Source organism: Bradyrhizobium sp. NBAIM08 (assembly GCF_020193935.1).
Classification (GTDB): domain Bacteria; phylum Pseudomonadota; class Alphaproteobacteria; order Rhizobiales; family Xanthobacteraceae; genus Bradyrhizobium; species Bradyrhizobium yuanmingense.
Genome location: NZ_JADYVR010000013.1, coordinates 129,463 through 155,800, shown reverse-complemented (window position 1 = coordinate 155,800; position 26,338 = coordinate 129,463). Strand labels below are relative to the sequence as shown.

Annotated in this window: 24 protein-coding genes; 9 read left to right on the top strand and 15 right to left on the bottom strand. The window is 65.5% G+C overall.

Translation table 11 applies throughout. The features are described 5' to 3' along the window. Nucleotides 1–11: 11 nt before the first annotated feature. The 8 genes from I6F37_RS32390 (at nt 12) to I6F37_RS32355 (ending at nt 8,089) form a co-directional block, all read left to right on the top strand. Nucleotides 12–914, top strand: coding sequence for an NAD(P)-dependent oxidoreductase (locus tag I6F37_RS32390; RefSeq protein WP_225153736.1), 903 nt, complete (start codon nt 12–14; stop codon nt 912–914). Nucleotides 915–928: 14 nt separating this feature from the next. Beyond that, nucleotides 929–1,813: an intradiol ring-cleavage dioxygenase gene (locus I6F37_RS32385; protein ID WP_225153734.1), complete on the top strand. Its 885-nt coding sequence runs from the start codon at nt 929–931 to the stop codon at nt 1,811–1,813. Between the two features lie 50 nt (nt 1,814–1,863). Then, the gene (locus I6F37_RS32380; RefSeq protein ID WP_225153732.1) at nt 1,864–3,258 is read left to right on the top strand and encodes an FAD-linked oxidase C-terminal domain-containing protein; all 1,395 of its coding nucleotides are present in this window, start codon (nt 1,864–1,866) and stop codon (nt 3,256–3,258) included. A gap of 10 nt (nt 3,259–3,268) precedes the next feature. Beyond that, nucleotides 3,269–4,792: a sugar ABC transporter ATP-binding protein gene (locus I6F37_RS32375; RefSeq protein ID WP_225153730.1), complete on the top strand. Its 1,524-nt coding sequence runs from the start codon at nt 3,269–3,271 to the stop codon at nt 4,790–4,792. After that, complete coding sequence (locus I6F37_RS32370; RefSeq protein ID WP_225145904.1) at nt 4,785–5,735, top strand: ABC transporter permease; 951 nt, start codon at nt 4,785–4,787, stop codon at nt 5,733–5,735. The genes I6F37_RS32375 and I6F37_RS32370 overlap by 8 nt, the downstream gene beginning before the upstream one ends. Then, nucleotides 5,732–6,709, top strand: a complete 978-nt coding sequence (locus I6F37_RS32365) for an ABC transporter permease (protein ID WP_036005199.1) — start codon at nt 5,732–5,734, stop codon at nt 6,707–6,709. The genes I6F37_RS32370 and I6F37_RS32365 overlap by 4 nt, the downstream gene beginning before the upstream one ends. 41 nt (nt 6,710–6,750) lie before the next feature. Further along, nucleotides 6,751–7,725 carry a sugar ABC transporter substrate-binding protein gene (locus I6F37_RS32360; protein ID WP_036005202.1) on the top strand — a complete coding sequence of 325 codons (975 nt, stop codon included), beginning with the start codon at nt 6,751–6,753 and terminating at the stop codon, nt 7,723–7,725. A 76-nt stretch (nt 7,726–7,801) separates the two neighbouring features. Then, nucleotides 7,802–8,089 carry a YciI family protein gene (locus I6F37_RS32355; RefSeq protein WP_100230901.1) on the top strand — a complete coding sequence of 96 codons (288 nt, stop codon included), beginning with the start codon at nt 7,802–7,804 and terminating at the stop codon, nt 8,087–8,089. Between the two features lie 249 nt (nt 8,090–8,338). Here the strand turns inward: I6F37_RS32355 and I6F37_RS32350 are convergent, their stop codons facing one another. The 13 genes from I6F37_RS32350 to hydA all read right to left on the bottom strand — a co-directional run bounded on the left by I6F37_RS32350 (nt 8,339) and on the right by hydA (nt 23,932). Further along, a complete protein-coding gene (locus I6F37_RS32350) occupies nt 8,339–9,331 on the bottom strand; it encodes an ABC transporter ATP-binding protein (RefSeq protein ID WP_225133593.1) in 993 nt (330 codons plus the stop codon). After that, complete coding sequence (locus I6F37_RS32345) at nt 9,328–10,317, bottom strand: ABC transporter ATP-binding protein (RefSeq protein WP_036023586.1); 990 nt, start codon at nt 10,315–10,317, stop codon at nt 9,328–9,330. The genes I6F37_RS32350 and I6F37_RS32345 overlap by 4 nt, the downstream gene beginning before the upstream one ends. Before the next feature lie 31 nt (nt 10,318–10,348). Then, the gene (locus I6F37_RS32340; protein WP_036005259.1) at nt 10,349–11,272 is read right to left on the bottom strand and encodes an ABC transporter permease; all 924 of its coding nucleotides are present in this window, start codon (nt 11,270–11,272) and stop codon (nt 10,349–10,351) included. Next, complete coding sequence (locus I6F37_RS32335) at nt 11,269–12,210, bottom strand: ABC transporter permease (RefSeq protein WP_036023577.1); 942 nt, start codon at nt 12,208–12,210, stop codon at nt 11,269–11,271. The genes I6F37_RS32340 and I6F37_RS32335 overlap by 4 nt, the downstream gene beginning before the upstream one ends. Nucleotides 12,211–12,227: 17 nt before the next feature. Then, nucleotides 12,228–13,832 carry an ABC transporter substrate-binding protein gene (locus I6F37_RS32330; RefSeq protein ID WP_036005265.1) on the bottom strand — a complete coding sequence of 535 codons (1,605 nt, stop codon included), beginning with the start codon at nt 13,830–13,832 and terminating at the stop codon, nt 12,228–12,230. A gap of 141 nt (nt 13,833–13,973) precedes the next feature. Beyond that, nucleotides 13,974–15,644, bottom strand: coding sequence for an ABC transporter ATP-binding protein (gene nikE, locus I6F37_RS32325; protein ID WP_036005268.1), 1,671 nt, complete (start codon nt 15,642–15,644; stop codon nt 13,974–13,976). After that, nucleotides 15,641–16,489 (bottom strand): ABC transporter permease, encoded by an 849-nt coding sequence (locus tag I6F37_RS32320; protein ID WP_036005271.1) that lies wholly within the window; start codon nt 16,487–16,489, stop codon nt 15,641–15,643. Before I6F37_RS32320 ends, nikE begins: the two co-directional genes overlap by 4 nt. Beyond that, nucleotides 16,486–17,520, bottom strand: a complete 1,035-nt coding sequence (locus tag I6F37_RS32315; RefSeq protein WP_036005288.1) for an ABC transporter permease — start codon at nt 17,518–17,520, stop codon at nt 16,486–16,488. Before I6F37_RS32315 ends, I6F37_RS32320 begins: the two co-directional genes overlap by 4 nt. A 28-nt stretch (nt 17,521–17,548) precedes the next feature. After that, complete coding sequence (locus I6F37_RS32310; protein WP_036005274.1) at nt 17,549–19,168, bottom strand: ABC transporter substrate-binding protein; 1,620 nt, start codon at nt 19,166–19,168, stop codon at nt 17,549–17,551. A 119-nt stretch (nt 19,169–19,287) separates the two neighbouring features. Further along, complete coding sequence (locus I6F37_RS32305; protein ID WP_036005277.1) at nt 19,288–20,724, bottom strand: NAD(P)-binding domain-containing protein; 1,437 nt, start codon at nt 20,722–20,724, stop codon at nt 19,288–19,290. Next, nucleotides 20,721–21,470, bottom strand: a complete 750-nt coding sequence (locus I6F37_RS32300; protein WP_036005281.1) for an SDR family oxidoreductase — start codon at nt 21,468–21,470, stop codon at nt 20,721–20,723. The genes I6F37_RS32305 and I6F37_RS32300 overlap by 4 nt, the downstream gene beginning before the upstream one ends. Before the next feature lies 1 nt (nt 21,471). Next, entirely contained in the window at nt 21,472–22,446 is a 975-nt protein-coding gene (locus I6F37_RS32295; protein WP_036005282.1) for an NAD(P)-dependent oxidoreductase, read from the bottom strand. Between the two features lie 16 nt (nt 22,447–22,462). Beyond that, nucleotides 22,463–23,932 carry a dihydropyrimidinase gene (gene hydA, locus I6F37_RS32290; protein WP_225111835.1) on the bottom strand — a complete coding sequence of 490 codons (1,470 nt, stop codon included), beginning with the start codon at nt 23,930–23,932 and terminating at the stop codon, nt 22,463–22,465. Between the two features lie 56 nt (nt 23,933–23,988). Between hydA and I6F37_RS32285 the strand changes: the two genes are divergently transcribed. Then, complete coding sequence (locus I6F37_RS32285; RefSeq protein WP_036005298.1) at nt 23,989–24,651, top strand: aspartate/glutamate racemase family protein; 663 nt, start codon at nt 23,989–23,991, stop codon at nt 24,649–24,651. On the opposite strand, the gene I6F37_RS32280 is transcribed toward I6F37_RS32285, so the two are convergent. Continuing rightward, a complete protein-coding gene (locus tag I6F37_RS32280) occupies nt 24,648–25,307 on the bottom strand; it encodes a flavin reductase family protein (RefSeq protein ID WP_193374959.1) in 660 nt (219 codons plus the stop codon). The genes I6F37_RS32285 and I6F37_RS32280 overlap by 4 nt on opposite strands. 5 nt (nt 25,308–25,312) lie before the next feature. Continuing rightward, nucleotides 25,313–26,245 carry an N-carbamoyl-D-amino-acid hydrolase gene (locus I6F37_RS32275; protein ID WP_036005305.1) on the bottom strand — a complete coding sequence of 311 codons (933 nt, stop codon included), beginning with the start codon at nt 26,243–26,245 and terminating at the stop codon, nt 25,313–25,315. Between the last annotated feature and the right edge of the window lie 93 nt (nt 26,246–26,338).

The window sequence follows — 26,338 nt, the reverse complement described above, 5'->3', positions numbered from 1 at the left end:
GGACAAGAACAATGACTGACGCTCTGAAAACAGTTGGTTTCATCGGGATCGGCAAGATGGGCCTGCCGATGTCGGTGCTCGTCGCCAAGGCGGGCTTTGCCGTTACCGCGTTCGACCAGAGCGCGGCGCGCATCGACGAGGCACGCGCGCAGGGCATTGCGATTGCCGCCTCGCCGGCCGAGGCCGTGAGCGGCAAGGCCGCAGTGATCACGTCTCTGCCCGACGACGCTGCTTTGCGCGGCGCATTGCTCGGCTCCGCCGGCCAGATCGCCGCGATGGCGCCCGGTGCCGTCTTGATCGAAACCAGCACCGTGAGTGTCGAAGCCTCGGCTGAGGTTGCAGCCGCCGCGCTGGCACGCGGCATTTCCTATCTGCGCTCGCCGGTCTCCGGCAATGCCAGCATCGTTCACACCGGCGCGCTGAGCTGCTTCGTGTCGGGGCCGAAAGACGCCTTTGAGAGCGCAAAGCCGCTGTTCACCGCATTCACCCGCGCCCAGACCTATCTCGGCCCGGCCGAGGAAGCGCGCTACGCAAAACTCTCGGTCAACCTGATGATCGCGGTGTCTGCGGCGATGATGGCCGAGAGCCTGGCGCTGGCGCGCAAGGGCGGCATCGCCTGGCAGGACATCCTAAAAGTGCTCGACGACAGCGCGGTCGCCTCTCCCATGGTGAAGTACAAGACCGCGCCGCTGCGGACTCGCGACTTCGAGTCCACCTTCTCCTGCAGGCAGATGGCCAAGGATCTCGACCTGATCCTGGGCGCCGGCCACGCCGTCGGCGTGCCGCTGCAGCTCGCCGCGCAAGTGCGCGAGACCTATGGCGCGCTGGTCGCGCAGGGCGACGGCGATACCGACTTCATCGCGACCGTCAAGCATCTCGAACGGCTGTCCGGCCTCGGCGAACCAAAACCCTGATCGCGGAGATACACATGCGTAACTTCAACGAAAACACGATCTCGGACGCCGTTCTGGAGCGGATCGCGGGCGCGACCGATCCACGCATCAAGCAGGTGAGCGAGGCGCTGGTGCGGCATCTTCACGCCTTCGTCCGCGAGGTGCGGCCGACCCAGAAGGAGTGGGAATACGGCATCGACTTCCTGACCCGCACCGGGCACATGTGCAACGACAAGCGCCAGGAGTTCATCCTGCTGTCGGACACGCTCGGCGTCTCCATGCTGGTCGACGCTATCAACCATCCGGTGCCCGAAGGCGCGACCGAGACCACGGTGCTCGGGCCGTTCTTCGTCCAGGCCGCGCCGGAGAAGGACAGCGGCGCTGACATCTCCGGGCCGATGGATGGCGATCCGATGCTGGTCACCGGCTCGGTCTCGGCCGTGGACGGAAAGCCGCTCGCCGGCGCCATCGTCGACGTCTGGCACTCCGACGACGACGGTTATTACGACGTGCAGCAGCTCGATGAGATCGGCGATCTCGCGATGCGCGCCCGCTTCCATACCGACGCCAACGGCCGCTTCCATTTCTGGTCGATCAAGCCGGCCGCCTACCCGATTCCGCATGATGGACCGGTCGGCGAGATGCTGGAGGTGCAGGGACGCCATCCCTGGCGCCCGGCGCACGTGCACTTCATGATCTCAGCGCCCGGTTTCGAGCAGCTGGTGACGCACGTGTTCGTTGCCGGCGACCAATATCTCGACAGCGACGTGGTGTTCGGCGTCAAGGACAGCCTGATCCGCGAATTCGTCCGTCATCCCGCCGGCCGTGCGCCGGATGGTCGCATGGTGGAGCGCGACTATTTTCATCTCAACTATGATTTCGGCCTGAAGCAGGTCGCAAGCAACGCAAGAGCCGCTTAAGCTCAACGACGGTCTAACAAGAGTCCGTAAAACAGGGACGGGAGCTGAGGATGGGACCGCGGGTCAGCACGGGCATTGTGGCCGAGCGCCTTGCCGGCATGATCGGTCCGCGCGCGAGCGTCGCGCGCGGCGTGCTCGATCAGCACGGGCAGAGCGAGTCGCACTATCAGAGCCTGCCGCCCGACATCGTGGTCTTCCCCGAGACCACGCAGGAGGTCGCCGAGATCGTCAAGCTCTGCGCCGGCGCGGGCATGCCGATCGTCCCGTTCGGCGCCGGGACCTCGCTCGAAGGCAATGCGGCGGCGGTCGCCGGCGGCGTCTGCTTCGACTTCGCGCGCATGAACAAGGTGCTCACGGTGCACGACAGCGACATGGACGTCGTGGTGCAGCCCGGCATCACGCGCAAGCAACTGAATGCGGAGCTGCGCAATACCGGCCTGTTCTTCCCGATCGATCCCGGCGCCGACGCCTCGATCGGCGGCATGACCTCGACGCGCGCCTCCGGCACGATGGCGGTGCGCTACGGCACCATGAAAGACAACGTCATGGCGCTCGAGGTCGTGCTGGCCGACGGCCGCGTGATCCGTACCGCCCGGCGCGCGCGGAAATCGGCGGCCGGCTACGACCTGACGCGCATGTTCGTCGGTGCGGAAGGCACGCTCGGCGTCATCACGGAGATCACGCTGAAGGTACACCCGGTGCCGCAGGCGATCTCGGCGGCAGTCTGCAGCTTCGACACCCTGCACGATGCGGTGGACACCGCGATCTCCGTGATCCAGTCCGCGATCCCAGTGGCCCGCATCGAGCTGCTCGACGATGTCATGATGCGCGGCATCAATGCCTACGCAAAGCTCGGCTATCGCGAGGCTCCCACCCTGTTCTTCGAATTCCATGGCTCAGAGACTTCCGTCGCCGAGCAGGCCGAAGCCGCGCAGGCGATCGCGGCCGAGCATGGCGGCCATGGCTTTGCCTGGGCTAAGGCGCAGGAAGACCGCAGCCGGCTCTGGCATGCCCGCGACAACACCCTGTACGCCGGCCTTGGCTTGCGGCCCGGCGCGCGCGCTGTGATCACCGACGTCTGCGTGCCGATCTCGCGTCTGGCGGAATGCCTGACGGAGACGCGTCGCGACGGTGACGAGCACGGCTTCACCGCGCCGATCGTCGGCCATGTCGGCGACGGCAATTTCCACATGCTGATCCTGATCGACCCCGCCAGGCCCGAAGAGGTTGAGGGCGCCAAGGCGCTGCAGGCCCGCATGGTCGCGCGCGCCATCGCCATGGACGGCACCTGCACCGGCGAGCACGGCATCGGGCTCGGCAAGATCGACTATCTGACCGACGAGCTCGGCGAGGCCGTGGACGTGATGCGATCGATCAAGGCGGCGCTCGATCCCGACGGATTGATGAACCCCGGAAAGATCTTTGCTGGCAGAGCCAAAACATGAGCAACAAGCCATGAGCGACGCGCTCCCGATCGAGGTCACCTCGCCCACGCCGCTGCTGGAACTGCGCGGCATCAGCAAGGAGTTTCCGGGCGTCAAGGCGCTGGACGACGTGTCCTTTGCCGTCTACCCCGGCGAAGTCCATATGCTGCTGGGCGAGAACGGCGCCGGCAAGTCGAGCCTGATGAAAGTGCTGTGCGGCGCCTATCGCGCCGACGCCGGCGAATTCTATTACAACGGCGAACGCGTCGCGATCTCCTCGACTGCCGATGCGCAGAAGCTCGGCATCGCCGTGATCTTCCAGGAATTCTCGCTGGTCCCCCATCTCGACATCGCCCAGAACATCTTCTTGGGACGCGAGCCGAAGGGCCGCATTCCCGGCACCATCGACCGCCGCAGGATATTGGCCGACGCAAGGCGCGTGCTCGACACGATCGGCTTCGACATCGATCCCGCCACCATTGTCGACAAGCTCGGCGTCGCCCAGCAGCAGATGGTCGAGATCGCCAAGGCGATCAGCCAGAACGCCCGCATCCTCGTCATGGACGAGCCGACCGCGGCGCTGTCCGACCGCGAGACCGAGCTCTTGTTCGCGCTGATCGCGCGGCTGAAGGCCGACGGCGTTTCGATCGTCTATATCTCGCACCGCATGGCCGAGGTGTTCGCGCTCGGCGATCGCATCACCGTGCTGCGCGACGGCCGCCGCATCGACGGCGTCCGGCCCGCCGACGTCACGCCGGACCAGCTCGTGCGCATGATGGTCGGCCGCAACATCGACATGACCTATCCGCGCCATTTCGCCGACAAGCCCGGCGAGGTGCTGCTCCAGGTCAAGGGCCTGAGCGCGTCGACCGGCATCTCCGACATCAACATCGAGGTGCGCCGGGGCGAGATCGTCGGGCTATGCGGCCTGGTCGGCTCCGGCCGCAGCGAGGTCGCCCGCGCCATCTTCGGCGCCGATCCCGTGACATCGGGGGAGATCATCTTCGACGGCAAGAGCATTTCCGGCGAGCCGGATCTCGCCGCCCGCCGCGGCATCGCGCTGATCCCGGAGAGCCGCAAGAGCGAAGGCCTCGCGCTGCTGCGATCCGTCAGCGACAATCTGGTGGTGTCGGCGCTGAAAAAGCTGTTTCCGAGCGGGCTGTTCGACCAACGCTCGGCCCAGCGTACCGCTGACGGCCTGATCCGGCAGCTCCGCATCGCGACACCAAGCGCACGCCAGACCGTCGGACTGCTCTCGGGCGGCAACCAGCAGAAAGTCGTGATCGGCAAATGGCTGGCAGCCGGCTCGAAGCTCTTCATCTTCGACGAGCCGACGCGCGGCATCGACATCGGCGCCAAGTCGGAAATCTTCGCGCTGATCGACCGCCTCGTCGCCGACGGCGCGGCGGCGCTGATGATCTCGTCCGAACAGGTCGAGATCTGCCATGTCTGCGACCGCGCCTATGTGATGCGCGAGGGACGCATCGCCGGACACCTGACACGCAACGAATTGACCGAGGAGAATATCGTGCGACTGGGGATGCATCATGCGTGAAGCCGCGATCGTCTCAGAGCCCAATCCGCTGCAGCGCATTCCCGGCGTTGCCATGGTGCTGGTGCTGCTGATCGTGCTGTTCAGCGTGATCGCGCCCGGCTTCCTGTCGGTCGCCAACCTCTCCAACGTGCTGGTGCAGTCGACCATCCTGACCATGCTCGCGCTGCCGATGACGCTGATCATCATGACGGAGGGGCTGGACCTGTCGATGGGCGCGGTGCTGACGCTGACCTCGCTCTGCGTCGCGATCGTGTCGCTTGCGACCAAGTCGATGCTGCTCGGCCTCGGCGCCGGCCTTCTGGTCGGCACGGCCTTTGGCCTCGCCAACGGCTGGCTGGTCGCCATTCTCGGCATACCTCCCTTCGTCGCGACGCTCGGCACGCTCGGCATGGCGCAGGGCCTGTCGCTGATCGTCAGCGACGGCCAGAGCGTGGTCGGCATTCCCCACAGCGTGCGCGACATCTATTCGGCGACGCTGCTCGGCATTCCCGTGCCGATCGTGATGGCGCTGGTGACATATGCGACCTTTCACGGCCTGCTCTATCACACCCGCTTCGGCACCTACATCTTCGCCCTCGGCGGCAACCGCGAGGCGCTGCGCTATGCCGGGCTCTCGCCCAACAGGCTGCTGATCGCGGTCTACGCGATCGGTGGCGCCATGGCCGGAATCGCAGGCCTGTTGATGACCGCACGCATGAACTCCGGCCATCCCACCGCCGGCCTCGGCCTGGAATTCGATGCCATCGCGGCCGTCGCCGTCGGCGGCACCTCGTTCGAGCGGGGCAATGGCTGGCTACTCGGTACGCTGCTCGGGGTCCTTTCCGTCGGCGTGTTGCGCAACGGCCTGAACCTGATCTCGCTGCCCTCCTCGGTGCAGGTCGCCAGCGTCGGCGTGCTCGTCATCGTTGCCCTGTTCCTCGACGGCCTCAGGAGCCGCACATGACCGACATCACCAAGGGCGCCATGGCGCCGCCCCGCTCCTTCCTGTCGCAGGACGCGGTCCAGCTATTCTATCGCCTGCTCGCGGCTTTCCTGATCTGCGCGGTGCTGGCCGTGCTCAGCGATTCCTTCCTGAGCCTCGGCAACATCCTCAACGTGCTGAGGCAGGCAAGCTTGACCTTCTTCATCGCCTCCGGCCTGACGCTGGTGGTGCTGACCGCAGGCCTCGATCTCTCCGTCGGCGCCAATGTCGCGCTGTCCGCCTGCCTCGCCGGTACCGTGATCCACACGACCGGTTCGCCTGCGCTCGGCATCCTCACCGGACTTGCCTGCGGCGGGCTCGTCGGCCTGATCAACGGCGTCATGGTCACGGCGCTCCGCATCCCCTCCTTCATCGCCACCTACGGCATGCTCTGGGTGCTGAACGGCCTCACCTATTGGTACATGGCGGGCGAGACCCTGCACGGCTTCCCGGCCGGCTTCCGCCAGATCGGCAGCGGCTATCTGTTCGGCCTGCCCATTCCGGTCTACCTGCTCCTGGTGTTCCTCGGCATCGGGACGTTCTTCGCGCAGCGCACGGTCTGGGGCCAGGAGATCTACGCGATCGGCGCCAATCCTGTCGCCGCACGACTATCAGGCATTCCCGTCGCGCGCCGCCTGCTGCTGGTCTACGCGGTCTCAGGCACCATGGCGGGACTTGCCTCGATCATCTTCCTGTCGCGGCTCAATTCGGCCGAGGCCGATATCGGCGAGAGCCTGACGCTGCCGGCGATCGCGGCCGTTCTGATCGGGGGCACCTCGCTGTTCGGCGGCGTCGGCACCGTGTTCGGCACCTTCATCGGCGCGCTGATCCTGACCCTGGTGCTGAACGGCATGAACCTGCTCGCGGTCAGCGCCAATTGGCAGCCGCTCGTCACCGGCGTCATCGTCATTCTCGCGGTCTGGCTCGACATGAAGACCCGCCGCCGCGCGCAATGAGTTCCAGCAATCCAACAAGCAAAATGAGGGATGGAGGCAATATGAGAAAGACAATTGGCTATGTGGCGCTGCCGCTGCTGATGGCGACCGCGCTCACCACTGCGGCGCGTGCCGACGGCGAGACCATCGCCGTCTTCACCAAGAACCAGACCAATCCGTTCTTCCAGACGGTGCGGGTCGGCGCCGACAACATGGCGAAGGTGCTGAACGCGAAGACGCTGCAGTACATCCCGACCAAGCCGGACTCGATCCCCGAGCAGCTCAGCCAGATCGAGGACGTCGTGGTGAAGAAGCCGAGCGCGATCGTGTTCACGCCGGTCGATTACAAGGCGATGGTCCCCGGGGTCGAGAAGATCAACGAAGCCAAGATCCCGGTCGTCAACATCACCGACCGTTCTGCCGGCGGCAAGTTCCTGTCCTTCGTCGGCGCCGACGATTACAGCCTTGGGCTGGAGACCGCGCGCTTCCTGCTGAAGACGCTCGGCGGCAAGGGCAACATCGTCATCATCGAAGGCGTCAAGGGCTCGCTGACCAATGTCGACCGCGTCCGCGGCTTCAACGACGCGCTGAAGGAAGCGCCCGGCGCCAAGCTGCTGGCCTCGCAGCCCGGCAACTACCAGCGGCTGCAGGCGCTTCAGGTCATGGAGAATTTGATGCAGTCCAATTCGCAGATCGACGGCGTGTTAGCCGCCAACGACGCCATGGCGGTCGGCGCGATCGAGGCGCTCGACGGTGCCAACCGCAAGGCGCAGGTGATCGGCATCAACGGCACCAAGGAGGCGATCGACGCGATCAAGTCCGGCAAGCTGCTGGCGAGCGGCGACTACAACGGCTTTGCGCAAGGCTGCCTCGGCACCATGATGGCGATCCGCTCCTTGCGGGGCCAGCCTGTCATCAGCGAGATCGTGCTGAAGCCGACAGTGATCACCAAGGACAATTACGGGCCGTTCGACGTGCCGCTGGAGCAGCGGACCTGCCCCACCTTCGAGGACGCCGGCAAGCTCAGCGCGAAGTAGGCCATCCCCCCACATCAAGACCGGACGGCCGCAGCCCGCGGCCGTCCCAAGAATGAAGCCAAGAAACGGAGACAGCATGCTGTTCGCCATTCACGCCCTCGACCGCACCGGCGCGTTGCCGACCCGGCTCGCCAATTACGATGCCCACAAGGCTTTCCTCAGCGACACCTCGCGCTTCGGCGTCAAGATCGTGATGTCCGGTCCGCTCGTCTCCGACGACGGCCAGACCATGATCGGCAGCCTGTTCCTGATCGAGGCCCCCGGCCGCGCCGAGGTCGAAGCCTTCAACCGTGCAGATCCGTTTGCCGCGGCCGGCATCTGGGACAAGGTCACGATCACCGGCTTCCTGCGCCGGCAGGGTTGAGGGTCCGCCACGACAAAGTGCGAAAACAACCCCATGCACAGTAGAACGGGGCTTGTTTTCGCTTACGAATTTCCGATGCACCGCGCGACCTCGCATCCGAGGCCAATGCCGACCCGGATCGGCGGTGGATTTTGACTCGTCGGGCAAAACAGGGGCATAAGGTCATCATCACCCGATGTCAGTTGCGCCCGCCATCCAGGCACCTGCCCAGCGTCGGCGCGGTGTGCGACGCGGACTGGAGTCAGGTCCTTAACCGCTGACTGCCGGCGCAGCCTCTTCCAGGTGACACGCCACCCACTGCTCGGGTCCCGTCGCGCGCAGCGGCGGCTCCTCGGTCCGGCAGCGGTCGAACACGAACGGACAGCGGGTGTGGAAGCGGCATCCCTTCGGCGGGTTGATCGGGCTCGGCACGTCGCCCTTGAGGATGATGGGATTGCGCTGGGCTCCGGGCTCCGGCAGCGGCACGGCCGAAAGCAGCGCCTTGGTGTAGGGATGCCTTGGCGCGGCAAAGATCTCGCGGCGCGGGGCCACCTCGACGATCTTGCCGAGATACATCACGGCGACGCGATGGGTCATGTGCTCGACGATGGCGAGATCGTGGCTGATGAACAGCAGCGCGAGACCGAATTCGCGCTGGAGATCCTGCAAGAGATTGACGATCTGCGCCTTGACCGAAACGTCCAGCGCGGAGACCGCCTCGTCGCAGACGATCAGCTCGGGCTCGGCAGCCAGCGCCCGCGCAATGCCAATGCGCTGACGCTGGCCGCCGGAGAATTCGTGCGGCCTGCGGTTCAGCGCCTCGCGCGGCAGGCGCACCGTGTCCATCAGTGATGTGACACGGACCTCGAGATCCTCTGCGGACTTGGCGAGGCCGAAATTGCGGATCGGCTCGGCGAGAATGTCGCGCACACGCATGCGCGGATTGAGGCTGGAGAACGGGTCCTGGAACACGACCTGCACGCGGCGGCGCATCTGGCGCATCGTGCCAGGTGCTGCGTCGTCGATCCTCTGGCCATCGAGGATGACCTGGCCCGAGGTGATCTCGAACAGTCGCAGGATGGCGCGGCCGACCGTCGATTTTCCGCAGCCGGACTCGCCGACCAGGGACAGCGTCTCGCCGCGCGCGATCTCGAAGGAGACGCCGTCCACCGCGTAGACGAATTCGGTTTGCCGTCCGAAGAGGCCCTTGTTGATCGGAAAGTGCTTCTTGAGGTCGTTGACCTGGAGCAGCGGAACACTCATGCCGCGATCGCTCCCTTGGCGGCGTAATGGCACGCAGCGATGTGGCGGGGGCCCTTCTCTTCCAGCCCCGGCGCATACTGGCGGCACAGATCGGTCGCGAGCGCACAGCGCCCGGCAAAGACGCAGCCCGTGATCGGCTTGCGCAGATCAGGCACCTGCCCGGGAATCTCGGCGAGCCGCGTCGCGGTGCCCGCAAGCGAAGAGCCGAGCTTCGGCACCGCGCCTAACAGGCCCTGCGTATAGGGATGGCGCGGGGAACGGAACAGCTCGGCCACCGGCGCCTCCTCGACCTTGCGGCCGGCATACATCACCATGACACGCTCGGCGATCTCGGCGACGACGCCGAGATCGTGGGTGATCAGGATGATGGCCGCACCGACCCGGCGCTTCAGGTCCAGCATCAGCTTGAGGATCTGCGCCTGGATTGTCACGTCGAGGGCGGTTGTCGGCTCGTCTGCAATGAGAAGCTTCGGATTGCAGGCCAGCGCAACCGCGATCATCACGCGCTGGCGCATGCCGCCGGACAGCTGGTGCGGATATTCGCCGACGCGCCGTTTCGGCTCGGGAATGCCGACCAGTGTCAGCATCTCCACCGCATGCGCCTCCGCCGCCTGCTTGTCGAGGCCCTGATGGATCATCAAGGTCTCGCGGATCTGGCGGCCGACGGTGAGCACCGGGTTCAGGCTCGTCATCGGTTCCTGAAAGATCATCGAGATGTCGTTGCCGCGGATCGCGCGCATCTCGCGGTCGGACAATTTCAGCAGATCCCTGCCCGCGAAGCGGATGCTGCCTGCGATCCGGCCCGGCGGCTCCGGAATCAGCCGCATCAAGGACATCGATGTGACCGACTTGCCGCAACCGGACTCGCCGACGATGGCGAGCGTCTCACCCTCGTTGACATGGAAGGATACCCCGTCGACCGCGCGGTTGATGCCGCCGGGCGTGCGGAAATGGGTCTGGAGGTTCTCGACTTCGAGCAAAGCCATCGCAATCAGCCTCGATCCATCACAGACAACATCACAGGCTTTTGGCCATGCGCGGGTCCAGCGCATCGCGAAGACCGTCGCCGAGCAGATTCACGGCGAGCACGGTGACGGACAGGAACGCCGCCGGGAAGAACACGATGTAGGGCTTCACCTGCCAAAGCGCGCGGCCCTCGGCCATGATGTTGCCCCAGGACGGGATGGTCGGCGGCGTGCCGGCGCCGATGAAGGACAGGATCGCCTCCGTGATCATGGCACTGGCGCAGATGTAAGTTGCCTGGACCAGCATCGGCGCAACCGTGTTGGGCAGGATGTGGCGCAGGATGATCATCGGCGTGCGCGTGCCGCAGGCCACGGCCGCGTCCACATAGGGCTGTTCGCGCAAGGACAGCACGACGCTGCGGACGAGGCGCGAGACGCGCGGAATCTCGGCGATGGTGATCGCCAGGATGACGTTGCCGACGCTGCCGCGCGTCAGGGCCATGAGCGCGATCGCCAGCAGGATCGGCGGAATCGACATCAGCCCGTCCATGAACCGCATCAGGATGCCGTCGGCCCAGCGGATGAAGCCGGAGACCATGCCGATGGCAAGGCCGATCGCCGAGGCGCAGATCGCGACCGACAAGCCGACCGTGAGCGAGACGCGCGCGCCGAACAGCACGCGCGAATAGATGTCGCGGCCGAGCACGTCGGTGCCGAACCAGAAATCGGCCGACGGCGCGCGGGTGCGCTTGGCGGGCGCAAGCGCGGTCGGATCGACCGTGCCGAGGTATGGCGCAAAGACCGCGATCAGCACCAGCATCAGCAGCAGCGCGCCGCCGATCGCGACCGTCGGGTGGCCGCGCAGGAGGCCGACGAAGCCGCGCCGTATCCTGACCGGCCGCAGGATCTCGGGCAGTTGCGGCGCAAGGACGAGGCCGGCCGGAAGCGAATGCGGATTGACGGTGGTGTCGGTCAATAGCGGATCCTCGGGTCAACGAGCGTGTAGACGACGTCGATCATCAGATTGACGAGGACGTAGACGAAGCTGAACAGCAGCACGATGCCCTGAATCACCGGATAGTCACGGCGCAGGATGGCATCGATGGTGAGGCGGCCGAGGCCGGGGATCGCGAACACGCTCTCGGTCACGACCGCGCCGCCGATCAGGAGCGCGATGCCGATCCCGATCACGGTGACGATCGGCACCGCCGCGTTCTTCAGGGCGTGAATGAACAGGATGCCGCCCTGCCCGAGGCCCTTGGCCTTGGCGGTGCGGATATAGTCCTGCTGCAGCACTTCGAGCATGGCTGCCCGCGTGATGCGGGCGACCAGCGCGATGTAGACGCAGCCGAGCGCGATCGCCGGCAGGATCAGGTTTTCCAGCCATGGCCAGAAACCCTGGGCCAGCGGCGTGTAGCCCTGCACCGGCAGCCATTCCAGCTCCAGCGCGAAGATGTAGGCGAGCATGTAGCCGACCACGAAGACCGGCAGCGAGAATCCGAACACGGCAAAGCCCATGATGACGCGATCGATCAGGCTGCCGGCCTTCCATGCCGCCACCACGCCGAGCGGCACCGCCACCACGATCGTCAGCAGCAGCGTGACGATCATCAGCGACAGCGTCGGTCCGAGACGCTGCCCGATCATCGCCGAGACCGGCAGGTTGGTGAAGATCGAGGTGCCGAGATCGCCGTGCAGGATGCGCCAGACCCAGCCTCCGAACTGGACCAGGAAGGGCCGGTCCAGCCCGAGGCTCTGGCGGATGCGCTCCACATCCTCCGGGCTTGCCTGATCGCCCGCGATCACCACGGCCGGATCGCCGGGCGCGATATAAAGCAGGCTGAACACGAACAGCGCGACGATCGCCATGACTGGCAAGGTCGCAACGATGCGACGGAGGATGTAGGAGAGCATCTGGCCTCAGCGCACGATCATGCGGACTTCGACACGCCCCAAAAGAACGGCAGCGGTCCCTTGGCAACGCCGGAGACGTTCTTGCGCCACGCGGTGTAGCTTAGGAAGAAGCCCGTGGGCGCGTAGACGACGTCATCGATTGCCGCCTTGTTGAGGCGGCCCATGGCGGCCTTCTCCTCGTCGACGTTCTTGGCCTCGAACCACGAGGCGACCTCCTTTTCGGTGGCCGCGCTGGTGGGCCAGCCGAACCAGGCCTTGTCGCCGTTGGCACGGATGGCGGTGTAGGGAGCCGGATTGACGCAATCCGCGCCTGCGTGCCAGGTGTGGAACATGTTCCAGCCGCCCTGTCCCGGAGGCGTCTTCTGTGCGCGGCGGGAGCCGACGGTGCCCCAATCGGTTGCGACGAAATCGACATTCATGCCGAGCTTCTTGAGAAGGTCGGCGGTGACGTCGCCCATTGCCTTGGTGATCGGTTGGTCCTGCGCGACGAGGCAGGTCACCGGCTGGCCGGAATAGCCGCTCTCGGCGAGCAGCTTCTTGGCGGCGTCCAGATCGCGCTTGCCCTTCAGGATCTCGCCGCCCACTTCGGTGTAGAGCGGCGTATCCGGCGTGAAGTAGCCGGGCAGCGGCTTCCACAGCGAATTGTCGTCGCCGACGATCGCGCGCATGTAGTCTTCCTGGCTGAGCGCCATCAGCACCGCACGCCGCGCCTTGACGTCATTGAACGGCGGATACAGGAAGTTCATGCGGAACGAGCCGATATTGCCGAGGGGATCGCCGATATCGACGCTGATATTCTTGTTCTTCTTCAGAACCGGAACGAGATCCGCGATCGGGTTCTCCCACCAGTCGATCTCACCGTTCTGCAACGCGGCCGCCGCGGTTGCCGGATCCGGCATGATCACCCACTCGACGCGGTCGACCATCACCTGCTTGCCGCCAGCAAGCCAGGACGCCTTCTCCTGCCGCGGTGAATAGTCGGCGAATTTCTCGAACACGGCCTTCGCACCGGGGACCCACTCGCTCTTGGCGAACTTCAGCGGACCGGAGCCGATATATTCAGAAATCTGCTTGAACGGATCGGTCTGCGCGATGCGCTCCGGCATGATGAAGCTGCAAGGCGAATTGTTCTTGCCGAGCGCATAGAGCAATTTCGGGAAAGGCTGCTTCAGCACCCATTTGAAGGTGCGGTCGTCGACGGCCGTGAGCTCCTGCTGGAGCGCCTTGATCATCAGGCCCATCGGATCGCGCGCCGACCAGCGCGTCAGGCTTGCCACGACGTCCTTGCTGAGCACCGGCTCGCCATCGTGGAACTTGAGGCCGGGCCGCAGCTTGAACGTCCAGGTGGTGCCGTCGTCGGTCACTTCCTCGGACTCGACCATCTGCCGCTGCGGCCGGAACGAGGAATCGATGCCGTAGAGCGTGTCCCAGACCATCGCGGCGGCATTGCGCACGACATATTGCGTGCCCCAGATCGGGTCGAAATTGGCGAGATTGGCCTGGGGCACGAAACGCAGGGTGCGCGCCGAGGCACCCTGGGCGATCGCCGGGGCCGACAGGCCACCCGTCAACGCCAGGCTGCCCGCGCCAGCCAGTCCCTTCAATACCGTCCTGCGATCCATGAAGTCCTCCCAGAAATGCCGTGATGCCAGCTGTTCATTGGCAAAGGGCAAGTGAAACCGAGCCCATTTGCAAGCAAATGGTATGCCACTAAATGCGCCATCGCCAGCGGGATCTCACCGCCATTTGGGCTGATCCCGGCCTCAAAGAGCGGCCGCCAGGGCCGGCCCGGCCTCGAAATGCGGAATCGCTTCGACCAGCTTGCGCGTGTAGTCTGACTTCGGATTATCGAACAGCGCACGGCTCTCGCCCTGCTCCACGATGCCGCCGTTGCGCAGCACGATGGTGCGGTCGCACAGCATGCGCACGACGTTGAGATCGTGGCTGACGAACAGCAGCGCAATGTCGTTTTCACGCCTGAGGCGATCGAGCAGTTGCAGCACCACCGCCTGCACCGAGACGTCGAGCGCGGCGGTCGGCTCGTCCAGCACCAGCAGCCGCGGCCGGCAGGCGATGGCGCGGGCAATGCCGACGCGGGCCTTCTGCCCGCCGGAGAGCTGATGCGGAAACCGCGGCAACAGATCGAGCGGCAGTCCGACCCGCTCGGCGCATTCTTCCACCCGTTTGCGCAAGCCTCCGCCCGCGCGCATGCCGTCGAGCCGCATCAAGGGATGGGCAATGCAATCGAACGCCGTAAAGCGCGGGTTGAGGCTCTCGTTGGGGTCCTGAAAGACCATCTGGATGTCTTTGCGTAACGGCGAGCGGTGGAAATCGCGCGCCGCCACGTGCCCGATCGACTGCCCGTCGAACACGATGTCGCCCTCGCTCGGATCGATCAGGCGGCAGATCATGCGTGAGGTCGTGCTCTTGCCCGAGCCGGACTCGCCGACCAGCCCGACACTCTCGCCGCCCGCCATCGTCATCGAGAAGTCGGCAACCGCAGCAGCGCCCTGATCGAAACGCTTGGCGAGCTTGCGCACTTCCAGGAGCGGCGGCGTGCCGTGCGCTCGCTCCTGCCTGGGCCTGGTGACGACGTTGGCGTAACGCTCTCTGTCCTCCTCCGTCACGAGATCTTCGATCCGTGACGTCGCCGTCGGCGACGCCGCAACCAGGCGCCTCGTATAGGCGTGCTGCGGCGCACTGAAGAGAATGCCGGGGCTCGCCTCCTCGACGATGCGGCCGCGCTCCATCACGGCGATGCGGCGGCAATAGCGCGCCGCAAGGCCGAGGTCGTGCGTGATCAGGATCGTGGCCATGCCTCGCGCGGCGGCAATGTCTGCCAGCAGATCCATCACCACCTTCTGCGTGGTGACGTCGAGGCCGGTGGTCGGCTCGTCCGCGATGAGCAGTGCAGGATTGCAGGAGATCGCGATCGCGATCATGACGCGCTGGCACATGCCGCCGGAGAGCTCGTGCGGATAGGCGTTCATCCGCGCCTCGGGATCGCGGATCTGAACGGCGCGCAGCAGGTCCAGCGCCTCGGCACGCGCGGCCTCTTTCGAGATACGCTTGTGGGTGAGGATCGCGTCCGCGATCTGCAGGCCGATCGCGCGGATCGGGTTGAGCGCCGCCCGCGGATTCTGGAAGATCATCGACATCGCCGCGCCCTGCAGCTGTCGCAGATCATCGCCGCGGAGCTTGGTGACGTCCTGCCCGCGGAACAGGATCTTGCCGCCGGTGACGCGGCCGGCTGCATCGAGCAGCCGCGTCGTCGCAAAGCCAGTGACCGACTTGCCCGAGCCGCTCTCGCCGACGAGGCCGAGCATCTCGCCGGCCTTGACGGTGAGCGTGACGCCGCGCACGGCCTCGACCATGCCCCGCCGCGTCGAGAACGCGACGTGGAGGTCGTCGATCCTGAGCAGGTCCTCGCTCATGTGCGCATCCGGGGATCGAGAATGTCCCGCATGCCGTCGCCGAGGAGGTTGAAGCACAGCACGGCCAGCATCAGTGCGAGGCCGGGAAAGGCCACCAGCCACCAGCGTCCGGTGGAGATGAAGCGCGCGCCTTCCGCGACCATGATGCCCCATTCCGGCGTCGGCGGCTTGACGCCGAGACCGATGAAGGACAGGCCGGCGGCATTGAGAATGGCCCAGCCGAGATTGAGCGAGATCTGCACCGCCATCGCCGGCAGGATGTTCGGCAGCAGGAAGCGCAGCACCACCGAGAAATGGCTCTCGCCGCAGGCGCGCGCAGCCTCGACCCAGCCGACATTGCGGCGGACGTTGACCTCGGCCCGTGCGAAGCGGATGTAGAACGGAAGATTGATGATCGCGGTCGCGATCACGATGTTCTCGATCCGGTTGCCGAGCGCGGCGACCATCGCCATCGCCAGCACGAACAACGGAAAGGCCATCATCACGTCGACGAAGCGGCCGACGGCGCGATCGAGCCGTCCGCCGGCATAGCCGCAGAACGCGCCGACGACGGCCCCGATCACGAACGAGATTCCGACCGCGGAGACTGCGATGGCAAGGTCGAGCCGTGCAGCGATGATGAGACGGCTGAACACGTCGCGGCCGAGCTGGTCCGTGCCGGCAATGTGCGCCGCACTCGGCGGCAGCAGCGCCTCCGACACGTTCGAGGCCACGGGGTCGTAAGGCACGATCCACGGTCCGAAGATCGCGACCAAGACGAACAGCGTCACCCCGGCCGCGGCCACCGCCGTGAGCGGATTGCCGCGCAGGATCCAGACCGAATGGCGAAGTGTGGCGCTGGTCATTCGATCGACACCCTGGGATCGGCGATGCCGTAGCAGATGTCCACGACGAGATTGACCAGCACGAACAGGCTGGCCATCAGCAGCACGAAACCCTGCACCGGCGCATAGTCGGAGGACAGCAACGCGTCGAGCGCATAAGAGGCCACGCCCGGCCAGGAGAACACTTTCTCCACCAGCACGTTGGCGCCCAGCATGGTCGAGAACACGATGCCGGCGATGGTGATGACGGGCAGGATCGCATTGCGGAGCGCATAGGTGACGACCACCTTGCGCCAGGACAATCCGACCGAGCGCGCAGTGCGCACGAAATCGCTGCCGAGCGAGACCAGCATCGAGGCCCGCGTGATCCGCGCCAGCGGCGCGATCACGAACAGCGCCATGCTCACCGCCGGCAGGATCAACTGCCTGCAGGCCGCCCACCAGCCCTCGACGTCGCCGGCGAGCAGGAAATCGATCGAGAGGAAGCCGGTGCGCTGCGGCGGCAGCGAGGTGAAGACGTCGATGCGCCCGGTCGGATCAGGGGCCAGCCCGAACAGATAATAGAAGACATAGATCAAGAGCAGGCCCGAGACGAAGGTCGGCACGCAGACGCCGAGTGCGCAGAACAGCCGCACGCCGTGATCGATGATTGATCCCGGCCGCAGCGCCGCCAGCACCCCAAGCGGCACGGCCGCGATGAGCGCGATCAACAGTGCGGTGAAGGTGAGCTCGAGCGAGGCCGGCAATCGCTCGCGCAGGTCCTTCAGCACCGGCTGCCCCGTCATCATCGAGCGGCCGAGATTGCCGTGGCCGATGTCGGAGAGATAGAACACGAGCTGCTCCGGCACGGATTTGTCGAGCCCCATCTGCTTGCGGATCTGCTCGATCTCCTCCTTGCCGGCATTGGGTCCCGAGGCGAAGAACACCGCGGGGTCGCCGGGCAGAACGCGCATCAACAGGAAGGTGAAGACCAGCACACCGAACAGTGCCGGCAGCGACGACAAGAGCCGCCTGCCCGCCCGCACCATCGTTGCACCAAGACCGGTCGTCACCATTCAGCGTCCCTGCTGGCCGCGGATGTCACTTGCGGCTGACATCGCGATAATCCACCTGGCGGTGGAACTCATAGGTGTAGCCTTCGATCGACGGCGCCATCACCGCGTCCTGATTGGGCTGCCACAGCATGATCTGCGGCATCAGGTCGACATGCATCGCGTTGAGCTTGCGGCCGGCTTCCTCGTACTTGGCCTTATCCGGCTCGAAGCGGGCCTCCTGCGCAATCGCGGCAAGGTCCGGATTGTTGATCGAAGAGTAATTCCAGCGCTGAGTGCCGGTGTAGAAGTTGCGGTAGAAATAGTCGGTCGACGGCAGCCAGGCGACGATGCCTTCGGTGAAGAACGGCAGCTTCTTCTCGTTGATCTGCGTCGACATCTGCGCGTCCGGCAGCTTCTGGATGTCGACCTTGATGCCGATCTTGCCAAGAGACTCCTTGACGAGGGCGGCCATCGGCTCGGCCGTCGCGGCCTGGCCGACATTGAAGCTGAAGGTGGTCGAGAATCCTTCGGGCAGACCTGCAGCCTTGAGGTATTCCCTGGCCTTGTCGAGATCCATCTTCACCGGCTGCTGGAACGGATAGATGCCGTTCGCCGGCTTGCCGTCCGGCCAGGTCGCGCCGAACAGCGGCGCGCCGCGGCCGAACAGGGCCGCCTTGAACATGTCCTCATAGGGCAGCGCGGAAGCGATGGCGCGGCGGACATTGACGTTGTCGAAGGGCGGGATCTGGTTGTTCATCGAGACGTAGGTGACCGCGTTGTATTGCGGCGTCGAGATTACCTTGAGCTTGCCCTTGGCCTCCAGCGACTGCACGTCGCTGGCCTGCAGGTCGAGCACGAGATCGGCATCGCCGCGCTCGACGAGGTTGGCGCGGGTCGCCGGCTCCGGCACCGATTGCACGATGACGCGCTTGAAGAACGCCGGCTTGCCGGGCGATCCGCGGTTCCAGGCCTCGTTGCGCTTGATGATCACCTGCTCGCCCGGCTTGAAGCTCTCGACCGCATAGGCGCCGCTGCCGGCGGTGTTCTCCTTCAGCCAAGCCGTGGCCCAGGGATCGTCAGGCGTGGCGTGCTGTTTCGCCACTTTCGAGTTGATGATCATCGGATAGACGGTGGCAAGATTAGGCAGCGCAAGCTTGTCGGGTTTTGGCAGCGTCACCTCGATGGTGAGGGGATCGATCACCTTGAACTGATCGGCCGAGGTCAGCGAGCCCGTGAGCAACTGCGCCTTGCCGAGGATCGGCGCCGTGACGCAGCGGTCGAGCGACCACTTGACATCCTCGGCCGTAACAGGCGAGCCGTCCTGGAACTTTGCATCCTTGCGCAGGCGGAAGGTGATCTTAAGGCCGTCAGGACTGACGTCATAGGATTCGGCGAGCTCGCCGGTGATCGTGTCGAGGTCGAACACCCATTTGCCGTTGAGCTGCTTGCGGCCGAATGCCACCAGCCGGTCATAGGTGCTCATGCTCAACGCGAAGGATTCGCGGGTCGAGCCGGGGATGTTGGGATCGAGCGTGTTGACGGAGGCGCCGGTGACGTAGCGCAAGGTCTCTGCCCTGGTTTGCGCTTGCGACGGCGCAGTGGCGATGAGCAGCAGCGCAGTGGTAGCGAGAACTGAGGTCGCCAGTCTGAAAGACACAAAACGCATTGGTTTTTCCCTGAATTTCGAACGAGAACGCCAGCAAGGCAGGTTCAGAAGGAAGCAAGTTGCGCGCCAGTCCGATCGGACATTTCGAGGGACGCGAGGTCGCGACGGCGCATGGGTGATCACAGCGATTCCCCCATTTCTCGCGCATGACGCGTCACCACGGCCTGCGGCACGTCATAGGCGCTGAGCGAATCCCAGTGCCGTTCGACATCGGCGCGAAACAGGCCGCGCGTCAGGCCGTGGACCAGCTTTGGAACGGCGGTCGTCATCGCATTGATCGACGATCCCGACGGACCGAAGCTCATGGTCGAGGCGATGGCGAACAGATGGATGTCGGCGATCCACGGCGTCATTCCCGGCTCGCGCTCGGTGAAGGCATAGTCGTCGGCGAGATAGGGAAAGCGGCCGAGCCGTTCGTTGCGTTCGTCTTCCGGCGGCTGGTAGCGGTCGGCCCAGGTCGCGATGTTGGCGGCACATTGGGCGAGCTCGCCGCGGCCGGCAAAGTCCATGTCGATGCCGGTGCCGCAGATGACGAAATCGGCGGTGATGGCGCCGCGCGGCGTCTGGAGTTCAACGCCGTTATCGGTCTTGCGCGCGGCTTCGACCGGCGCGGCCTCGTGCAGTGTGAAGTTGGCGTGACGCGCACAGCGGTCATAGGTCGGCTGCGGAAATCCTTCCCGCATCTCGAGGATCTTGCGCATGAAGCGCCAGCGCCAGGCATCGTCGAGATCGCTGAGATGACGCAGGAAGCCACGAAAGGTCAGCCAGCGATAGGGCTGGATCACCTGGATCTGCGCACGGCGGCACAGCAGGTGCACTTCAGCGGCACCGGCCTCCAGCGCAGTCGCCGCATTGTCGAAAGCGGAGGCGCCGGCACCGATCACGGCGACGCGCTTGCCGCGCAGGCTTTCGAAATCGATGTCGTCGGCGACGGTTGCAACAGAGCTCGCCGGCAGATGCACCAGCTGCTCCGGAATCATCCAACCGCCCATGCCCTCCTGCCCTGTCGCAAGCACGATCTTCCGCGCATAGAGCGTTTCGACCTCTCCTGCCCGTTTCACGCGCGCAGCGAGCAGGCCGTTAGCCGCCGGCGCGATCTCCTTGAGCTCGCAAGCGTTGCGCACCGGCAAGCCGACCGTGCGCCGCAGCCAGAGCAGATACTCCGCCCAATGCTCGCGCGCGATCAGGCCGAGCTCCTGCCAGCTCGCCTTGCCGAAGCGGGCCTCGTGCCAGGACTGGTAAGTCAGGCCGGGGATATCGAGATCCGGGCCGGTGTAGTCCTTCGGGCTGCGCAGCGTCGGCATGCGGGCGTAGGTGAGCCACGGGCCCTCCTTGCCCTCCTCGGCCTTGTCGATCAGCAGGATGTTGCTGACGCGCGAGCGCAGCAGGCCGAAGCCGATGGCTATGCCGGACTGGCCGGCGCCGATGATGAGAACATCCAGCGCCGGCTTGCCGTCTGGCCCCGCTTTCGGTTCGAGCCACGCCGCGCCGGGATGCGCGATCCGAGCGAGATCGGCGTGAATGTCGGCTTCGAGCTGGATCAGCGCCTCACTCATGCGGCGAGCCAGCCTCCGTCGACCACCATCACGGTGCCGGTCGTGAACGACGAGGCATCGCTGGCGAGATGCAGCGCGGTCTGCGCGATCTCCTCAGGCACGCCGAAGCGCTTCATGGCGTGGCGGTTGCGCGAGGCCTCGCGCACTTGCTCGGAATTGGCGTGACGGGCAAAGCTGCGGCGAAGCATCGGCGTGTCGATCGCGCCGGGCGCGATCGCGTTGACACGGATGCCGTCGGTTGCGAAATCCACCGCCATGGTCCGCGTCAGGCTGATGATCGCGCCTTTGGCCGCGATATAGGCGCTGTTGCCCTTGCCGCCGGCAATGGCGAGCTGCGATGCCAGCGTGATGATCGAGCCGCTGTTCTGCCGCTGCATCTGCGGCACCGCGGCCCGCGCCCACAGCCAGGTGCCGCCGACATTGGCGCGGAACACCGCGTCCCAGTCGTCCAGGCTCGTCGTCAGCACCGTGCCACCACAGGAGAAGCCAGCCGCCGTCATGAGGATATCGAGCCGGCCATGCCGGGCCACGACGTCGCCGACGACGGTTTCGGCGAATGCGCCATCGCCGACGTCGCCGACATGGGTCGTCGCTTCGCCGACCAGCCTCAGCGTGTCCTCGAGGCCAGCGGCGTCACGATCGACCAAAGCAAGGCGCGCGCCCTCCTCCGCGAACAGTTTTGCGCTGGCGCGGCCGATGCCCGAGCCTGCGCCGGTGATGATGGCCGTGCGCCCCTGCAGCCGCATGTCAGATCCCCTCCCTGTGCTGCATCCACCAGGCGCTCATCGCGGCAGCCGACTCCGCACAGCCGAACCGCGCGCGCCAGCCGAATTCGTCGGCCATTCGCCTCACTGAGAGCGGCGCGCGATCGCCCCCATGAAGCTTGATGAAGGTCTTCTCGCCCGGCTCCGCCAGCCGACACTCCAGCCCGGGATGCAGGGCCGCAAAAGCCTCGCCCCATTGCAGCGCCGACCAGGCCGCGCCGCTGGAGATGTTGTAGAGCCGGTGGCGCGGTCGCTCGGCTTCGATCAGCACGGCCACGGCCTCGGCGGCGTCAACAGCATAGGTCCAATCCTTGATGCCTGGCGCCGGCAGCAGCGCCGGCTCGCTGCGAGCGAATGCGGCTAGAATCTGAAACTGGAGGCTTGGCGTATCGCGCACCTTCCCGATGCGTTCCCACGGACCGAACACTGCGCTTAAGCGCACACTCAGAAAATCGCCTCCCCACAACTCGGCAAGCCGCGCCACGGATCTCTCTGACGTGAATTTGCTGACGGCGTAGAAGGAGACGGGATCGCACGGCGTCTCCTCGTCCAATATCGGATAGCGTTGCCCCGCGGCTCCATAGGCAGATGCTGACGACAGATTGATCACACGCCGAACACCGCGGCGGATCGCAGCGCTCAGAATCGGGAACTGAGCCATCACATTGATCTCGAGAATGCTCGAGGTCGTGGACCGCTCGAGCTGATCCCCGGCAGTTATGGCAGCGCCAAGGACAATCGCGTCAAAGCCCTGCTTTACAAGCGTTTCGATCCTCTCGACGTCCGAGATCTCGCCCTGAATAATCGTGAGCCGCTCCCGGTAGTCGGCAAAGGATCGCTCCGCTCCAGCCGGCAGTTGCTTACGATCATACAGCGTCACCTCATGCCCGCGCGCGAGCAGCACCTCGGCGAGATTGAGGCCGACAAAGCCGGTGCCGCCGAAGATGACGATCTTCATCGCGCGCGATCCACCATCACAGCAGCTCTGCCCCAAAATTCCGTTCGGGATCCATGTCGGCGACGAGCCGGCCGGTCGGCCTGGCCGCCTCGCCGCCGCTGCGCGCCAGGAATTTTCCGCTGCCGGCGCTTGCGAGGCACTTGTCGCCCTCGATGATCACGCGGCCGCGCGACAGCACCGACACCGGCCAGCCCTTCAGCTTGCGCCCCGCAAACGGCGTGTAGCCGGCGAGGTCGTGCATCATCTCGTCGGCGATGGTGACCTCGCGGTTGGGATCCCAGATCGCGATATCGGCGTCGGCGCCGACGGCGATCGAGCCCTTGCGCGGATGCAGGTTGTAGATCTTTGCGGGCGCGGTCGCGGTCAGCTCGACGAATTTCTCCAGGCCCAGCCGGCCCTTCGACACCATCGCGTCGAACAACAGCGGCAGCCGCAGCTCCAGGCCCGGCAGGCCGTTGGCGACCTGCTTGAAGTTGGGATTGGGGCCGGCGCGCAGCTTGCCGGTCTCGTCATAGCGATACGGCGCGTGGTCCGACGAGATGGTCTGGAGATCGCCGAGCGAGAGCGCCTGCCACAGCGCCTCCTGGTCGGCATGCGAGCGCGGCGGCGGGCTGCACATCCATTTGGCGCCTTCCGCGCCGGGCTTGTCGAGATCAGCGGCGGTCAGGAACAGGTATTGCGGACAGGTCTCGGCAAAGACCTTGAGCCCCTGCCCGCGCGAGTCGCGGATTACCTTGGCGCCTTCGGCTGTCGAGACATGGAAGATCATGATCGGCTGGTCGATCAACGCCGCCATGCCGATCAGCCGGGTGAAGGCCTCGGCTTCCGACACGCGGGCGTGGCTGACGGCGTGGTATTTCGGCATGGTGTAGCCGCGCCACAGCAGCCGCTTCACCATCCAGGCGATGATGCCGTGGTTCTCGGCATGGGCGCATAACATCGCGCCGGACTGGCGCGCCGCGAGCAGGATGTCGAGCAGCGGCTCGTCATCGACCTTGAGGCGGTCATAGGTCATGAAGATCTTGATCGAGGCATGGCCCTGCTTCACCAGTGCGGGAATGTGTTCCTCGACCGTATCCTTGGTCGCGTCCGCAATGATCATGTGAAAGGCGTAGTCGATCACCGCACCCTTCTTCGCCAGTGCGTGATAATCCTCGACGACCTCAGGCAGCTTCATGCCGACATGTTGAGCCGCGAACGGAATCACCGTGGTGGTGCCGCCGAAGGCGGCGGAGACGGTGGCGCTCTCGAACGTATCGGCGTTCATGATGCCGGCGGCCGACAGCTGCTCGATATGCGCGTGGCTGTCGACGCCGCCGGGCAGCACCAGCTTGCCGCGCGCGTCGATCTCGCGCTTTGCGGGCGGAAGCCCGCGGCCGATGGCCGCAATGGTCTCGCCGGAGATGGCGACGTCGGCCTCGAAGACGTCTGTGGTGGTGGCGACGTGGCCGCCGCGGATGATCAGGTCGTAAGCGGGTTCAGTCATGAGGCACTCCGTGATAGGCTCAAGGCACGTTCGCTAAATCTCGCAGGAAGATCATCATGTCCCGGCCGCGCATTCTCGTCATCAACCCGAACTCCAACCACAAGGTCACGCAGGGGCTGGAGGATGCGTTGAAGCCGCTCGATTTCGAGGGCGGGCCGGAAGTGGTCTGCCAGACGCTGGCCGAAGGTCCGTTCGGCATTGAAAGCCAGGCGGACGCAGACAGCGTTGCGATCCCGCTGCGAAAGCTGGTCGAAAGCGACAACAGCTCGGCCGCCTTCGTCATCGCCTGCTACAGCGATCCCGGGCTGCAAGTTTGCCGGGAAGGCACCGACCGCCCCGTGTTCGGCATCGCCGAGTGCGGCGTGCTGACGGCGCTTTCCCGCGCGGAGACTTTTGGCGTCATCGCGATCGCCCAGCGTTCGATCCCGCGTCACATGCGCTATCTCAGGCAGATGGGCCTGACCGACCGCTTCTCCGGCGAGCGGCCGCTGAACATGAGCGTCGCCGAAACCGCTTCGGGCGAAGGTACGCTCGCCAAGATGATCGAGGTCGGCCGCGCGCTGCGCGACGAGGACGGTGCCCGCGCCGTCGTGATGGGCTGCGCCGGCATGGCGCGCCATCGCCGCGCGCTGGAAGACGCGCTGCGGATTCCCGTCATCGACCCGACGCAGGCGGCCGTTACCATGGCGCTGGGTACGGTGCAGTTCTCGGCTCACTAGGCGTCCTTCAGCTCTTTGGCACCCTGGCGCGCGAGCCATTGCGCATGGCTCTCGCGGACAAGGGCAAACGTGTCCCGCTGGGTGGTGTAGAGATTGCCGAACATGCGGCCGATCGGCCGATAGGCGTCGAGATCGACATACATGTTGGCGGTGTCGACAAGCCCCTCGCGGGCGTGAACCCGCAAGAGCTCGCCGACCAGGAGCTCGCGATCCGGCGAGAAGGTCAGCACGACATGGCGCCGGCATTCCAGCGCGAAGGGCGCCGCGGCGAGACGCGGCACCTTCACGTCGACCGAAGGTAGCGTCGCCAGGCCGGTCGCGGCGACCTCGCTGTCTCCGGAGGGGAAATCGACCGCGCAGTCGTTCATCGCGACCGATAGCGCCTCGTCCACCATGTGCACCACGAACTCGCCGTCGCGATGGATGTTGCGGGTGGTGTCCTTCGGCGAGTGATCCGGCTTGTGCTGCAGGCCGAGCACGATCAGCGCGGGACTTTCGGAGAACACGTTGAAGAAGCTGAACGGCGCGGCATTCACCGCCCCGTTCTCATCCAACGTCGTCACCAGCGCGATCGGCCGCGGCACCACCACGCCGCAAAGCAGCTTGTAGCGATCGCGCGGATCGAGTTCACGCAAGGATATGCCCTTGTCAGCCATCGGCGTCACGTCTCCGGCGGCGGCACCGCGCCGGTCTGGCTGGTGATCAGGCCGTAATGCTCGATGCGGCGATGCCGGGCGAAATCGAAGATGGTGGTCTTGCCGAAGACCGTCGCATCGAGGTCGCAGGCGTGGACCAGAACCTCGTCGTCCTCGCTCTTGGCCTCGGCGACGATCTCGCCATTGGGATCGACGATCAAGCTGCCGCCGAACAGCGGGTGGCCATCCTCATTTCCGGCCTTGGCGACCGCGACCACCCAGGTCGCGTTCTGATAGGCGCCGGCCTGCACCGAGAGGCGGTTGTGGAACAGGCGCTTCTCGACGCCCTCCTCACTCTTCTCGGCATTTACGGACGGCGTGTTGTAGCCGATCAGCACCATCTCGACGCCCTGCAGGCCCATGACGCGATAGGTCTCGGGCCAGCGGCGGTCGTTGCAGATCGCCATGCCGATGATGCCGCCAAGTTCGCGCCAGACCTTGAAGCCGAGATCGCCCGGCTCGAAGTAACGCTTCTCCAGGTGCTGATGCGAGCGCTTGCTGTCGTATTCCACATGGCCAGGCAGATGCACCTTGCGGTATTTGCCGACGATCCTGCCGGTTTTGTCGGTCAGGATCGCGGTGTTGAAGTGGTGGCCATCGGGCGTCAGCTCGGCATAGCCGAAATTCATCGCCATTCCGTGCTGCGCCGCGCGCTCGAACAGCGGCCTGGTCGCTGCGTTCGGCATTTCGCGCTCGAACCAGATGTCGAACTCGGCGCGGTCCTCGACGTACCAGCGCGGGAAGAACGTCGTCAGCGCCAGCTCGGGATAGACGATCAGGTCGGCACCCTTGCTCTTGGCTTCGTCCATCAGCGCGATCATGCGCTTGACCACGGCCTCGCGGCTGTCGGCTTTCTGAATCGGGCCCATCTGGGCGGCGGCGACATTGACGATGCGCATCAGCGAGTTCCTGGTGGTGTCTGGGGGGAAGCGTCGGCTTGCAGGATCTTCCGCGGCGCCGAGCATAACGCGGCTCCGTGCCGATATTCCAGC